The organism is Pseudobutyrivibrio sp. YE44 (assembly GCF_900104335.1).
In the GTDB taxonomy this organism is placed as follows: Bacteria; Bacillota; Clostridia; order Lachnospirales; family Lachnospiraceae; genus Pseudobutyrivibrio.
Window position 1 is genome coordinate 345,906 of record NZ_FMXT01000002.1, and the last position, 14,362, is coordinate 360,267.

The following is a 14,362-nucleotide window of genomic DNA, read 5'->3' on the forward strand; positions in this document are numbered from 1 at the left end:
ATACCTCTATCTTGGTGAATAATATGAGACTTTCATAATGCCTTCCTGTCTTTCAAGTTCCTGTCTCGTCTCCACCGGAACCTCATCATCACACTCAATTACCATTACTGCCTCTCCACCACGATTTTTTCTATGAAGCTGCATAGTCGCAATATTAATGCCCTGCTTTCCAAGAAGGCTTGTAACCTCGGTAATATAGCCCGGCTGATCCACATTATGAACTATAAGGGTTGGACTCTCACCTGAGAAAGAAACATCCACCCCATCAAGATGGCACACTTCTATTCTTCCTCCACCAAGGGATGCCGCCACAACCTCAACAACAGCTCCGCTGGCACCAGTCATAATTATCTTTGCAGAGTTTGGATGAGCATCACCCAAATCAATAGCACTTATGGTAAAATCCAAGCCCTGCTCTTTTGCAATCTCAAAGCTCTCTGGAATTCTAATATCATCGACTTCCAGCCCCACAAGACCTGCAACCAAAGCTTTATCTGTACCATGGCCTTTACCTGTCTTTGCAAAGGAACCATGCAAATATATCTCTGCCTTCTTTATTTTCTCACCCATAAGCTTGTAGCATACGTTGCCAATTTTCGCTGCACCAGCTGTATGGGAGCTGGAAGGGCCAACCATAACAGGCCCAATAATATCAAATAAATTCATTTGTTTCTCCTGATATATGAATTAATAACATAGATTAATTCTACATCACAGTATTATACTGTCAACCATCCACTCTGATAATTAATCTACAAACAAAAAAGTAGACCATTCATAAAAAATGGTCCACTTCATAGTGTATGAACTATAACAACTCAAAGATTAATCACATTTTGTCAATGACGCTCCACCGCTATATGTATCTGCAAATTCATCCTCTGACCATGTGCCATAATACTCCATAACACTAGGATCTTCTTCGCTGGTTTGGTAGATATATTGTATACCTTTTGCAGATTCAGCCTTAACTCGGTAAATTCCCGTAGATACTTCTTCCATGGAATCAATCTTATCAGAGTGATCTACTTCAAATTTCCCATCATCGGTCATTGAACCATAATTAATTTCTGAGTCAGTAAATTGAACATAATATTCAGCAGGATATGCCTTATCTTCACCTGTCATTGAAATAGACTGCCATGTTCCACTTAATGAAGATGAATCTGTCGAGCTAGTGACTGTCTCCACTTCCTCAGAAATCTCGGTAGAGTTATCCGACTCAAGGATTTCATCTACTGGTTCTTCCTTGACACCACAGCCTACAGCACCTATTACCATCGCTGCAACAAGTAAAGTCATTATTTTTTTTCTCATTGTATTTCTCCTTCGTAAAACATAAGGTGGAGTTACATTGATTTGTCATAATCCCCGCAAGCTATTAATTATATGCTTACCACCGTACTACTCAAGATAATACACTAGAAGAATCTATTTTGCAACTCACATCCTTATTCAGCTTTCCTTGTCCGTGCCGAGCTTACCATGCTTTTCGTAGTTGGTGATACGTGAGGCTTTGTTGTTGTCGTCCACGAACACAACCTTTGGTTTGTGGCCTTTTGCTTCATCGACATCCACAGTGCAGTAGCACATGATTATAACATGGTCGTTTACTGATACACAGCGGGCTGCTGCACCGTTGAGACAGATTACTCCGCTTCCTCGTTCACCTGCAATAGTGTATGTCTCAAAACGATTTCCGTTTTCCACATCCACAATCTGAACCATCTCATATTCTAAGATGCCTGCTGCATCAAGAAGATCCTCATCGATGGTGATGCTTCCTACATAATCAAGCTCTGCCTGTGTTACTGTTGCTCTGTGTATTTTACCCTTAAGCATTGTTAAATTCATAATATTACGTCCTTCCTATTCAACAATAAAGTTATCAATTAATCTAACCTTTTCTCCAAAGTACACAGCAACAGCTGTAAGGATAGGTCCATCAATCTTGTCTACCTTCTGGAGCTCATTCCAGTCAACGATTTCTACGTAATCCACTCTTGCAAGAGGCTCAGACTCAATAATGTCTGTAACTGTATTGATTACCTTAGTTGCATCCTTCTCGCCAGAACGAACCATTTCCTCTCCCTTTGTAAGTGCCTGGTGAATGATGAGAGCCTTTGCTCTCTCTTCCTCTGAAAGATATGTATTACGTGAGCTCTTCGCAAGACCGCTTTCCTCACGAATGATTGGGCAGCCAACTATCTCGATGTTGAAGTTTAAGTCACGAACCATGCGCTTTACAATTGCAAGCTGCTGCGCATCCTTCTGTCCGAAATAAGCCTTATCTGCCTCTGTAATATTGAAAAGCTTGCTGACTACAGTACAAACACCATTAAAGTGAATTGGACGGCTCTTGCCGCAAAGCTCCTGTGATAAAGTATCCACCCCTACATATGAATGGAAACCATCAAGATACATTTCAGATGGTTCTGGATGGAAAATCAAATCTGTTCCAAGACCTTCGCATAATTCACAGTCAGCCTCGAAGTCTCTTGGATATGTAGCTAGATCCTCCTTTGGTCCAAACTGAATAGGATTTACAAAATCGGAAACTATTACTTTGTCGCACTCCCCACGTGCACGCTTTATAAGACTGGCATGTCCCTCATGTAAATACCCCATTGTTGGTACAAGACCAATTGTAAGTCCTGCCTTCTTCCATTCCCTAACATTATCCTTCACTTCTTTGATTGTTGTAGCTTTAATCATGATTATCTCCCTTTATAACATTACCTTTGAATCATCAATAGTAACCTTGAATTCTGTAGTTTTAGCGGCTTCACGAACAGCCTCCATAACCTCTGAATCGATCTTGAAATTGTGCTCTTCTGTTGGGAATGCCTTAGACTTAACCTCTGAATCATACTCCTTGAAGGCACGCTTCATTTCTTCTCCAATATTTGCAAAGTGCTTTACGAACTTTGGCTTGAAGCCTGAGAACATACCAAGCATATCCTGATATACAAGCACCTGTCCGTCACAGCCTGAACCTGCACCAATACCGATTGTAGGAATTGTAAGCTCCTGAGAAATAAGTGTTGCAAGCTCTTCTGGAACACACTCTAAAGTAACCATGAATGCCCCTGCTGCTTCTACAGCCTTTGCATCCTCAAGAATCTGAAGAGCACGCTCAACGTTCTTTCCCTGCACCTTAAAGCCACCAAAAGCATTAATTGACTGAGGTGTAAGACCGATGTGTGCAACAACTGGAATATCCGCATTTACGATAGCGCTAATCTGCTCACAAACAGAAGCTCCTCCCTCTAATTTAACAGCCTGTGCATGGCCTTCCTTAATAAGACGTCCTGCATTTTTAACTGCATCATAAACTGATGTCTGATAAGACATAAATGGCATATCTGCCACAAGAAATGTATCCTTAAGGCCTCTTGAAACACTTGCACAGTGATGAATAATATCATCCACTGTAACAGGAAGTGTATCGCTGTAGCCCATCATAGTCATTCCAAGGGAATCACCAATCAAAATAGCATTGATTCCTGCTTCCTCCATAAGGCATGCTGTTGAGTAATCATAACAAGTAAGCATGCTGATTTTTTCTCCGTCTCTCTTCATCTGCTGAAGAGTAGTAACTGTGTTTTTCATTATTCTTCTAAGTCCTCCTGGGTGTTTAATAAAGCTTCCAAATCACTGTAATCTCTGTTAGAATTCTTTCTCTTTGCAATCTCAACAGTTTTCCTTGAAAGAACTTGATAAATGTCTCTATCAATTCCATCAAAGGTATTTAAATGCTTTTGCACTGTTCCAACATCATTTCGCTCTATTGGACCAGTCAATGCATTTTCCGTACCCACAGCTAAAACCTTATTCACATTGCCTAGCAATAAAGGCGCTATTGCATCACTTAATTGCTCCTCTGAGAATCCGCATATACGAAGTTCATCCTCCGCTGCCTGAATAAGAGCAACTACAAGATTTGAACAAAGTACTGCTGCACCGTGGTAACGTGTTTTCACATCAGCATTAATCACTGTGTACTTCAAACCACTGGCTTCAAGTAAAGCCTTGATATCACTAATGTGACCTTTTTCTCCTTCGATTGTAAAAAGCGATTTTGGAAGTTCCTGGTATGATTTGTATCTATCTGATACAGCCAGTAATGGATGGACCGAGAAACCGAACGCGCCAGTTTCATCAATACCTTTAAAGATTTCTGAAGATAAAGAACCGCTGCAATGACATATCATTTTTCCAGCTATAGACATATGCTTAAGCTGCTCCCACACCACTGAAATTGCATCATCGGGAACAGTAATAAACACTGCATCACATTCTTTAATTAATGTCTCTAAATTTGAAAAATGTTTTGATTTGGTAAAATCCGCTGCCTCAGCGGCGGACGAAGATGTGCGACTATAAAAGCCTACAAGATTGTGCTGGGTAGTGGCAAAAAGCATTCCAAGGGAACAGCCTACTTTACCAGCGCCTACAAATCCAACCTTCATGGACACCACCTCCCTTTAATTAGCAAGGTGACACAGTCTCGTTCAAAAATGATACAAGCACTCCAACGGGTCTACAATTTTAAACTTAGAAATCATAAGGGTATAGTTTCTTTCGAATACCATCCGAGGGACACTATACCATTTGTGAGGCACTATGTAAAGACCTCCCAACTACATAAGTCTTTTTACTATTCACAGTCTATATGAACTCTAAACCTGAAGTAACCTCCTACTATGTAGGTATAGGTTCAATCACAAAATAATGATTCTCTAAATGCCGCATGTAGCTTTTCTTATTGTGGGCGTTCTTTCAATTCTTTGCACTTTGGAGCTACTGTATGTATTGCTCAGACACACTCTATTTTCGGTAATGCTCCCCCTCAGGGTATATAACTATCAGTTGCTGGAATTTGAAATGCGCTTAGTAAAATAAAAAGCAGGTTTTGCATGTATAGGCAGCAGCCGCTAGGACGGCGGCTGCAGTGGTCACTTGAGACACGATGTTGAATGTGCCACGGTGACTATACATTCAAAACCTGCTTTTTTAATTTTACTTAGCAAATGGAGTATGGAAGCAACTGATAGTTATATACCCTGAGGGGGAAGCATTATTTATACTTACAAGTGTCTGAGCTATACATACAGTAGCTCCAAAGTGCAAAACCAATGAAAGGACACCCACTAAAAGCTACATTTGCAGCATTAAGAGAATCTATTATTTTTGCTCAAATTCACCTATACCTACATAGTAGGAGGTTCCTTCAGCTGTTATATTATAAGAAGACTGTGAATAGTAAAAATGACTTCCTGTGGGCTGCTTTACGGTAAGCCCACAAGAAGTTATTTTTTTAGTATGCTACGTCAATTTCCATGGAGGTTTTGATTGGTTCGCCGCCTGCTAAGATATCGTAATCGATGAGGATTTTGATGGATGTGCTTTGCTGCATCACATCGTAGCGTTTGGTGAACACCTCCAGGTCCAGGGTTCCTACAGGAGTGCTGTAGGCATTTACAGTCTTTTTACCTGGGAAGAGCTCGAGCTTTGAACGAAGAGCTCCCTTCTGGGACATGGAAAGACTCCTTCTGTCGAAGGAAATGAGACAATCTATATCTCCATCCTCTGTAACACGTTTGTAGGAGATATATCTTTTGTCTTCACGATCCATAAGAACCCCAGCGTATTGTTCTTCGGTAGATTCCTGTTCTCCGCCCATCTTTTGTGTTGAGCGAAGATAAATCACACATTTTTGTCCTGCCATATTTTATCCTTTATTTTTGTTCTCTGATGACTTCACGCACAGCATTGATTTGATTAGAAAGATGTGTGTGAATAATGTTTTTAAGGAAGTCAACATCTCTTCTGTCGAAGCCGTCGATAATAGTTTTGTGCTCCTCAATAAGCTGAGAGTACACTGAAGGATTCTTTACATATTCATATCTGTAACGATACATCTGCTCACGAGCAGAGTTTATAATGTTTTCAAGCTTTGGGTTTGCAGCTGCTGCATAAATCACATCATGGAAGGCCTCATCAGCCTCTACAATACTTCTAACATCGTCTGTTCTTGTGGCAGCTTCAAAAGCCTTCATGGCTTCCTTAAGCTCTACAAATTGAGCATCTGTCATACGCTCACATGCACAGCTGACAGCAAGGGCATCAAGAGCATCTCGTACCTCAAGCACATCCTGTAAGTCCTTTTCTGTCATCTTTGCAACCTGGGCTCCCTTGCGAGGAATAGTTACAGCAAGCCCTTCCTGCTCTAACATTCTGATTGCCTCTCTGATTGGAGTACGGCTAACACCAAGCTTATTTGCTAGGTGCATCTCCATAAGTCTCTCCCCTGGTTTTAATTCCCCCTTAAGTATTGCCTCTCGAAGCGTGTTGAACACCACGTCTCGAAGTGGCAAATAATCGTCCATCTGTAGTGTAAGATTTTCGGTCATTACGTTCTCCTTTTCCGCTAGTTTTTGTTGTTAAACAAAGTAGTAAGATAAAGCTGCTTAACCATACCGCTTTGAGTTAAAGCCTCCTTTGCAGCGCGAGCTGTCTTATTATCTTCAAAAAATCCAAATACAGTTGGGCCACTACCACTCATCATGGCACCGACTGCCCCATTATCCATCATGTTCTGCTTGATATCAGCAATGATTGGATGCATAGGAATGGTAACCTCCTCTAATACATTACCCATATGACCACAAACAGCCTTTAAATCCTGGGCTGTAATATCTTTAATAAGCTGGTCGATGTCTGGATGCTTTACATTATCAAAGCATGCATCCAAAGACTCGTACACCTGCTTAGTGGATACCGAAATACCTGGTTTTGCAATTAAGACCGGGCATTTAATCATTGGTGGAAGAGGGCTTAATACCTCTCCAATACCCTCAGCTAAGGCTGTGCCACGCATAACACAATATGGCACGTCTGCTCCAAGCTTAACGCCACGAGTCATTAAATCATTTCTTGATAAACCTAGATTAAACAGTTTATTCACTGCAAACAGAACTGCTGCACCATCTGTAGAGCCACCGGCCATACCTGCAGCGACCGGGATGTGCTTTTCCAAGGAAATATGCACTCCCTCTTTTATTCCAAATTCTTCAATAAGAAGCTTTGCAGCCTTTATACAAAGATTATCATCATCTACTGGAAGGAACTTAAGATTGGTACTCATAGAAACTGTACCATCCTTCACCTTTTCAACAGTAAGCTTGTCGAAAAGATTGACAGTCTGCATAATCATGCGGACCTCGTGATATCCGTCCTCTCTAATGCCTGTAACATCAAGGCCTATGTTAATTTTTGCTAATGCTTTTACATCAATTTTATCCATATCTAATTCACTATTGCACTTTCTTGTACTTTGTATTCAATCTATATAAAATTTTAACAAAGTAACCACACATTTACAAGGATTTTGTATTAAAATAAATACAATCTTAAAGGTAAATTATTCTCAACAAGTTTCCGATAAAAAGAATAGGAAAAGGATTTCCATCTGGTTTAGTAATTTAGCCACAGAACAAGGAGGTTTTTATATGGATATTAATACTCTTGGAAATGTTACTTCTAACATTTCAACCACCTATACCAAACCAACAGAAACTGAAGAGCCTAAAAAGGAAGCAGCTGATACTGGGGCAGTTGCCTATGACAAGGATAAGGCTTCTAAATTCTCAGATACTGCTGCTGTGTATGAAAAATCTACTGAAGATACAGCTGTAAAATCTGACAAGTATTCGAAGGCAGATCGCACAGCTCTAATTCAGCAGCTTAAGGCTGACCAGGAAAAAATGATGAACAATCTTCTTGAAATCGTTCAGAAGACCATCGCTGGTCAAGGAAGCACCTTTGCTATAGCTTCTCAAGATGATATGTGGAAATTCCTTGCAGAAGGAAAATTCACAGCTGATCCTGACACTATTGCAAAAGCAAAAGAAGATATCTCCGAAGATGGATACTGGGGCGTTGAGAAAACCTCTGATCGTATCCTTGAATTTGCAAAAGCACTTTCTGGAGATGATCCTGAAAAAGCCGACGAACTTTTAGCAGCCTTCAAGAAGGGCTATGAGCAGGCAACTGGTACATGGGGAAAGAAGCTTCCTGAAATTTCTTCTCAGACCTATGATGCAGTTGTTAAAAAATTCGAGACTTGGAAAAACGGTGGCAAAGCTGATAACACAGAAGCTTCAGAAAAAGCTGAAGCTGCTGCAAAATCAGAAGGATAAGACTCCTTGAATATTGCTGACAAGTAAGTCAGCAACCTATATAGATTGCACCCAACCTGTTTTCAATAAACGGGCTGGGTGCTTTTTTGTTTTGGTTTTATTAATGTGTAAAACAGAAATTGAAATTGTAATTGAAATAATTAATAGTTACTTAACCTCTGTATAGATAGTCTTTCCAATGCTGCCACTTCCCTGGAAACCAACTTCAATAGACTGACCATCAGCTATTGTCTTGTTCCATTCTACAGGTGTGATTACATAATAATCACCTTCGGTTTTAACACTCATATTCCAGCTAGAATCGATTTTAACTTCGCTCTTCTTAAGCTTAAGTGTCCAACCGTTCACTGAATTACCAGTGTTGTTTGTAAGCTTAAGGCTTACATTATAGCCGCTACCCCAGCTGCTGATTGACTGGCTAACCTCAAGACCGCTGGCCTTTGTCTGCTCTTCCTTAGGCTGAGTCTCCTGCTTTGGCTCCTCCTTAGGCTGCTCCTGCTTAGGCTGTGTTTCTGGCTTAACTTCCTGCTTTGTTTCCTGCTTTGGCTGGCTCTCCTGCTTTGTAGCATTCTTAGAACCACCATTTACAGGCTCAAAAATCCATTCCTGGTTTGGATTACCATAGAATGACCACTGGCATACATTTGTACCATCTGTCTTACCGTGGTTGTATACATCGATGTACTTTGTCTCTGAAGAGCTCTTTGTACCGATTGTATATACACCGCTGTTCTTTGTATTCTTTACGATGAACTGCTGTGCATCGTGACCATAAGCTGTGTAAATCTGAAGATTTGCACCATCCTCATCCTTGCCGTTTGCTACGTCAAGCATGAAATTACCAAGGCCTGACTTAAGAGTGATGTAACCATTACCCTTATTTTCAACATACCACTTCTGGCCCTGTACACCTGTACCCTTGCTGATGATTACATTTGTTGCAGCCTTTGCGCTGTCACCTTCAACAGTAAGGTATCTCTGAGAGTTTGTGTTCTTAAGGTAGTACCAACCATCTGCAATAGTTGCTGTTGAGTTTTTATTTACGTTACCCTCTGTTGGCTGTGGCTGTGGAGCTGGCTCCTGTGAGCTACCGCTTCCCTCGCCTGCCTTCCAACGATCGAATGCAAATGTTCCACGGAATACAAAGCAAATATCCTTTGTTCCAGAAATTGAGCTGATGTTTCCTGTAAAGTCCTTGAAAGAACCGTTTGTGTTTGAAATATTGATAGTTCCAAGAAGCTTTCCAGACTGGTTACCTTCTCTTACTTCAATGCTTCCGTTTCCGCTACTCTGTACAGTTGCTGTAATAGCGTTTGCGCCCTTTGAGAACTTAACGCCCTTAACCTTTGTGAAATCACCGTTGCTGATATCAGATACCCATGCTGAGCCGTCTCCGTTACCCTTGCAAGTGATTCCTGCCTGAGTGAACATTGTCTCTGCCTGTACCCATGAATATGGATCAACAGAAGGATTCATTGGCACACCAGAAAGTGTCTGGTTAACTGTGCTGATTCTTCCGTTTGATACGTTAACTCTATCAATATGAGTTGTTCTATAACCTAAGTTCTGACGAACTACCTGTGACTCTACTGTGTGAGTATGGTATGCCATATAGTAGTTGCCCTTGAACTCGAAAATCTGGTGATGGTTGTTACCATCTGAACCTCTAAATGAAGAACCTGGGTTTGCCATGATTTCACCCTGGTGAGTGAATGGTCCCATAGGGTTCTTACTTGTCATAACCTGGATAGTTGCATTTCTAAATCCATTTCTGCAGTTCCAGTTTGAACAGTATGAATAGTAATAAGTGTTACCAATCTTGTTGATACCTGAATCCTCGAAAAGATATGGAGCATCAATCATAGCTGCCTGGCCAACTGTACTTGTCATATCGTTGCCAAGTCTGATAACACGTGCTGTCTGTGGATGTGCATCTCTTCCTGCTGGAACACCACCACCGAAGTAAAGGTATCCTGTTCCGTCGCTATCTACTAAAACAGCTGGATCGAAAAGCCATTCAACGTTACAGTTTGGTGTAGACTTTGTAATGAAAGCATGTCCAACTGGGTCACGCCATGGACCTGTTGGGCTATCTGCTGTAAGAACGCCGATTGAGCTTGCATTGTTTGCAAAGTATAAGAAGAACTTATCCTTGCCGTTGATTCTCTTCCAACATACTGTTGGAGCCCATGAGTTGCTTGCCCACTTTGCAGCACCATTTCTTCCTGCAATGTTGAAAGCACCATGGTCTGTCCAGTTAACCATATCCTTTGAAGAATAGCAATTTAACTGATTAATCTTTGCATAAGTGTTTTTGTTGTTACCAGCAAATTCCTGTGTGTCATTTGTGGTGTAAACATAAACTGTATCATTGTAAACCATAACACCAGGATCTGCTCCATAGCTCTGGGTTACTATAGGGTTGTTCTCATTGTCCCCCTTTACATAGCTTCCGTTAATAACAGAAGCTGCCTTTGCATCAACGCTAAGACTAAAAAGCATAGCACCTGTTAATGCAAGGCCAAAAAATTTCTTTATGTATTTATTCATGATTATCCTCACATGTTTTGTGTTCTTTAAAAACAGAGTCCAGTTTTGTAGCTCTCTAGCTAAAATAAAAGAGTGGCAAAACCGCATTTGACACTCTTTTATAGTTTACTTGAGGGATGAAGTATTATTTTTGTTTATAGTTTTTTTGATTACTGAAGCTTAGCGTCGATAGAACTTCCAATGCTTCCGCTACCCTGGAAACCGAACTCGATTGACTGACCATCTGCGATAGTCTTGTTCCAATCAACTGGTGTGATTACATAATAATCACCCTCAGACTTAACGTTCATGTTCCAGCTAGAATCGATTTTAACTTCGCTCTTCTTAACCTTAACTGTCCAGCCATTTACTGACTTTCCAGTCTTGTTCTCAAGCTTAATGTTAACGTTGTAGCCGCTTCCCCAGCTGTTGATTGACTGGCTAAGTGTAAGTCCGTCTGCTGCTGGCTTTGTCTCTTCCTTAGGCTGCTCTGTCTTTGGCTGTTCCTGCTTTGGCTGCTCTGTCTTAGGCTGCTCCTGCTTTGGCTGTGTCTGTGTAGTAGGCTTTGAGCTAGAGTTGTTTACTGGCTCAAAGATCCATTCCTGATTTGGGTTACCATAGTATGTCCACTGGCATACGTTTGTGCCATCTGTCTTACCGTGGTTGTAAACATCAACGTACTTTGTACCCTTAGAAGACTTTGTACCGATTGTGTAAACGCCGTTGTTCTTTGTATTCTTTACGATGAACTGCTGAGCGTCATGAGCATAAGCTGTGTAAATCTGAAGATTTGCACCATCCTCATCCTTGCCGTTTGCTACGTCAAGCATGAAATCGCCAAGACCAGACTTAAGTGTGATATAACCATTTCCCTTGTTCTCCACATACCACTTCTGGCCCTGTACGCCTGTACCCTTGCTGATGATAACGTTTGAAGCTGCCTTTGCGCTGTCACCTTCAACTGTAAGGTATTTCTGAGAGTTTGTATTCTTAAGATAGTACCAACCGTTAGCAATGTTTGCTGTAGAGTTGTTGTTTACATTCTCTGTGCTAGGCTTTGTCTCTGGCTTTGGCTGAGGCTGTGTCTGGCTTGAAGCGCCACCAAATGTCTCTGTGTAAGCCTGGATAGCCTTGTAGTAAGACTGCTTTGGATTACCTGGTGTAGAGAAAAGTAATGGCTTAGAGTTGTTGATCCATGTTGTCTGATCTGAAAGACCCCACCATGTGATACCAGTGATCTTTCCACCATTCTTCTTAGCACCGTTAACCTGCTTTAAGAGGTTGTATGTGTAGTTAGCCATATCAGCATCACCCTTGTTAGTGATGTCAAGCTCTGTAATCTGAACCTCAAAACCAGCTCTAAGGAATGCGTTAAGAGCTGCCATGTAGTAATCTACTGAAGGATAGTTTGTTCCAAGGTGTGACTGCATACCAACACCTGCACAAACCTTCTTGCCCTGGTTGATATAGTTAACAAGTGTAATAACCTTGTCTTTTTCAATGTAAGTATTGAAATCGTTATAGAAAAGCTTTACAGAATTTGTAAGCTTGAAGTACTCAAGTGTCTCATAAGCATAGTTGAATGCTTTCTTTACGTATGTAGCATTTGTCTTGTTGCTACCGTAAACTGCTTCCCATCCTGAGTTCTGTGCATGAAGAACTTCGTTACAAACATCCCAAGCATATACAACGCTACCATACTGGTTTGTGTATACGTGGTTCATAACTGTCTTAACATACATTTCAAGACGAGCGTCCATTGTCTGCTGGTTTACAAAACCCTGTCCGCCGCTGTAACCATTACGGAAGAACCATGATGGTGTCTGTGAGTGCCATACAAGTGTATGAGCTCTCATCTTAAGACCATTGTTGTAGCAGATCTTCATAACTTCATCAACTGTGTTGAAGTTAATCTGTGGTACGTACTGCTCTTTGTAATTGTCTGGGATATAATAGCCCTGATTTTTTGCCTGTGAAACTGAGATAAGTCTTGCTGAACCACCAAGTAAAGCATCTGGCTTCATCTCATTTTCGAGAGTAATAGAATTGTAGTGCTGCTTTAGAATTGAAAGCTGCTTTGCATCACGAAGCTGATACAAATTGATACATGTTCCTGAATAACCATACTTTGCACCGTATGTGTTCAGGAGAGTTTCATTAGCTGCCTTAGCATCTAATGTCGATACTGAGACGCACATTGTAAATGCGCACACGAGTACCAGGAGTTTTGAAACAAAACTCTTGAAGATGTTCTTTCTCATTTACAGTATTCCCCCTACTGAATTAGATTTTTTTCTAACTCCGCTCCCTCAAGTAATACAATTGTAACTTACTTAACATTTTTGTAATTTACAAATCTTGCGCTATTTTTAGCAAATCTTGTTCTATTTTGCACAAAAATAAAACTCATGGGGTTTTACGCCCATGAGTCAATAATATTATATATATTTTTCATGATGTTTTTATGCACAATTTATTAATTTTGTTTCATTTATGTATTTTCTACTATAAGAGTTTGAATAAAATATTCGTTCTTCATTTCTGTCATCTTATTAACATTAGGGTATCTACGCAATATCTCACTTACATTACTAAGCCCTATGCCTCTTCCCTCACCTTTTGTACTTACAGCATGTTTTTCCATTTCATTAATAGCAATGCCTTTATTTATGAAGGAATTCATAACCACTATAACTACTGAATTACTGTCTAACACCACATTAAACTTTATTTCCTTACTCTCAGTCTCCAATGCAGCTTCCACAGCATTATCAATATATATACCAAGTATTCTTGTTAAGTCGATTACACCCATAGAAATACTTGGAATGTCATCTACAATATCTACAAATATCTTTAACCCCATATTCATAGCATTTATCAGCTTCGCTGACAGCATTCCTTTAATGGCTGGCTCCTGAATTCTGGAAAGCTTGTGCAAATGATATTTATCCTGATTAATCTTTTCATTAGTAGGAAGGATTGTATCCTGATAATATTTGCGTAATCCATCCATATCATTATTATCAATATACCCAGATAACGTCAAAAGAACATTGGTGTAATCATGTTTGAAGGAACGAAGTTCTTCATACATATTCTCTATCTGACAAGTATACTCCACCAGATTTCGATGGTTTTCATCTTCATGTTTAGCTTTCTCACTTGCCTGTATACTTTTTGTTACAGCAATGAACACTACCATAATAATTACAGCTTGAATAAAATAAAGCAATCTGTACCAATTTTCAGTTTTAAGATCAAGTTGAAGATTACGTAGCTGCCACCCATTAATCAAAAAAATAAGTGTAGAAACTGCCAACATTAAGCTTGTAGATATAACAGCTTTTCTTGAATTGGTAAATTGCAGTGTATTGAAATAGAAAACAAATATTTTTCTAATTAATAGTGACACCAGTACGAGAAGTATGGTAGTCAAAATACAATCAAGCAATAAAATTTGTCGAGTTGCATTATAGTCTATTGAAAATAGAGCAAATATCATATTAACAAACTGGTTAGATAACACACCTAGCATATACGTTCCAGGAACCAACAGTATCGTTAATAAATCTCTTCTAAAGCAGAAAAAAAGAATCAAAAAACTGATTGGGAAAAAAATAACCACT

General features: G+C 40.1%; 13 protein-coding genes. 1 reads left to right on the forward strand and 12 read right to left on the reverse strand.

The genetic code is table 11. The features are described 5' to 3' along the window. Positions 1-6: 6 nt before the first annotated feature. The 9 genes from sdaAB to ispE form a co-directional block, all read right to left on the reverse strand. Positions 7-666: an L-serine ammonia-lyase, iron-sulfur-dependent subunit beta gene (gene sdaAB, locus BLR54_RS05690; protein WP_090417951.1), complete on the reverse strand. Its 660-nt coding sequence runs from the start codon at positions 664-666 to the stop codon at positions 7-9. Positions 667-825: 159 nt separating this feature from the next. Further along, positions 826-1,317, reverse strand: coding sequence for a hypothetical protein (locus tag BLR54_RS05695; RefSeq protein ID WP_090417953.1), 492 nt, complete (start codon positions 1,315-1,317; stop codon positions 826-828). 138 nt (positions 1,318-1,455) lie between these two features. Next, complete coding sequence (gene panD, locus BLR54_RS05700; protein ID WP_090417956.1) at positions 1,456-1,854, reverse strand: aspartate 1-decarboxylase; 399 nt, start codon at positions 1,852-1,854, stop codon at positions 1,456-1,458. 15 nt (positions 1,855-1,869) lie between these two features. Beyond that, positions 1,870-2,715 (reverse strand): pantoate--beta-alanine ligase, encoded by an 846-nt coding sequence (gene panC, locus BLR54_RS05705; RefSeq protein ID WP_090417958.1) that lies wholly within the window; start codon positions 2,713-2,715, stop codon positions 1,870-1,872. Between the two features lie 12 nt (positions 2,716-2,727). Next, the gene (gene panB, locus BLR54_RS05710; RefSeq protein ID WP_090417961.1) at positions 2,728-3,612 is read right to left on the reverse strand and encodes a 3-methyl-2-oxobutanoate hydroxymethyltransferase; all 885 of its coding nucleotides are present in this window, start codon (positions 3,610-3,612) and stop codon (positions 2,728-2,730) included. After that, a complete protein-coding gene (locus BLR54_RS05715; protein ID WP_090417964.1) occupies positions 3,612-4,472 on the reverse strand; it encodes a Rossmann-like and DUF2520 domain-containing protein in 861 nt (286 codons plus the stop codon). The genes panB and BLR54_RS05715 overlap by 1 nt, the downstream gene beginning before the upstream one ends. Before the next feature lie 848 nt (positions 4,473-5,320). Beyond that, entirely contained in the window at positions 5,321-5,731 is a 411-nt protein-coding gene (locus tag BLR54_RS05720) for a YwiB family protein (RefSeq protein WP_090417967.1), read from the reverse strand. A 10-nt stretch (positions 5,732-5,741) separates the two neighbouring features. Beyond that, a complete protein-coding gene (locus BLR54_RS05725) occupies positions 5,742-6,416 on the reverse strand; it encodes a GntR family transcriptional regulator (RefSeq protein WP_090417970.1) in 675 nt (224 codons plus the stop codon). A 17-nt stretch (positions 6,417-6,433) separates the two neighbouring features. Further along, positions 6,434-7,309, reverse strand: a complete 876-nt coding sequence (gene ispE, locus BLR54_RS05730) for a 4-(cytidine 5'-diphospho)-2-C-methyl-D-erythritol kinase (RefSeq protein ID WP_090417973.1) — start codon at positions 7,307-7,309, stop codon at positions 6,434-6,436. A gap of 205 nt (positions 7,310-7,514) precedes the next feature. On the opposite strand from ispE, the gene BLR54_RS05735 reads away from it, so the two are divergent. Next, entirely contained in the window at positions 7,515-8,204 is a 690-nt protein-coding gene (locus BLR54_RS05735) for a hypothetical protein (RefSeq protein WP_090417976.1), read from the forward strand. A 147-nt stretch (positions 8,205-8,351) separates the two neighbouring features. Here the strand turns inward: BLR54_RS05735 and BLR54_RS05740 are convergent, their stop codons facing one another. From BLR54_RS05740 to BLR54_RS14915, 3 genes are all read right to left on the reverse strand, one after another. Next, positions 8,352-10,754 (reverse strand): family 43 glycosylhydrolase, encoded by a 2,403-nt coding sequence (locus BLR54_RS05740; protein WP_090417979.1) that lies wholly within the window; start codon positions 10,752-10,754, stop codon positions 8,352-8,354. Between the two features lie 149 nt (positions 10,755-10,903). Continuing rightward, positions 10,904-12,994: an endo-1,4-beta-xylanase gene (locus tag BLR54_RS05745; RefSeq protein WP_090417982.1), complete on the reverse strand. Its 2,091-nt coding sequence runs from the start codon at positions 12,992-12,994 to the stop codon at positions 10,904-10,906. 230 nt (positions 12,995-13,224) lie between these two features. Next, positions 13,225-14,058, reverse strand: coding sequence for a sensor histidine kinase (locus BLR54_RS14915; protein WP_176761861.1), 834 nt, complete (start codon positions 14,056-14,058; stop codon positions 13,225-13,227). Positions 14,059-14,362: the final 304 nt, after the last annotated feature.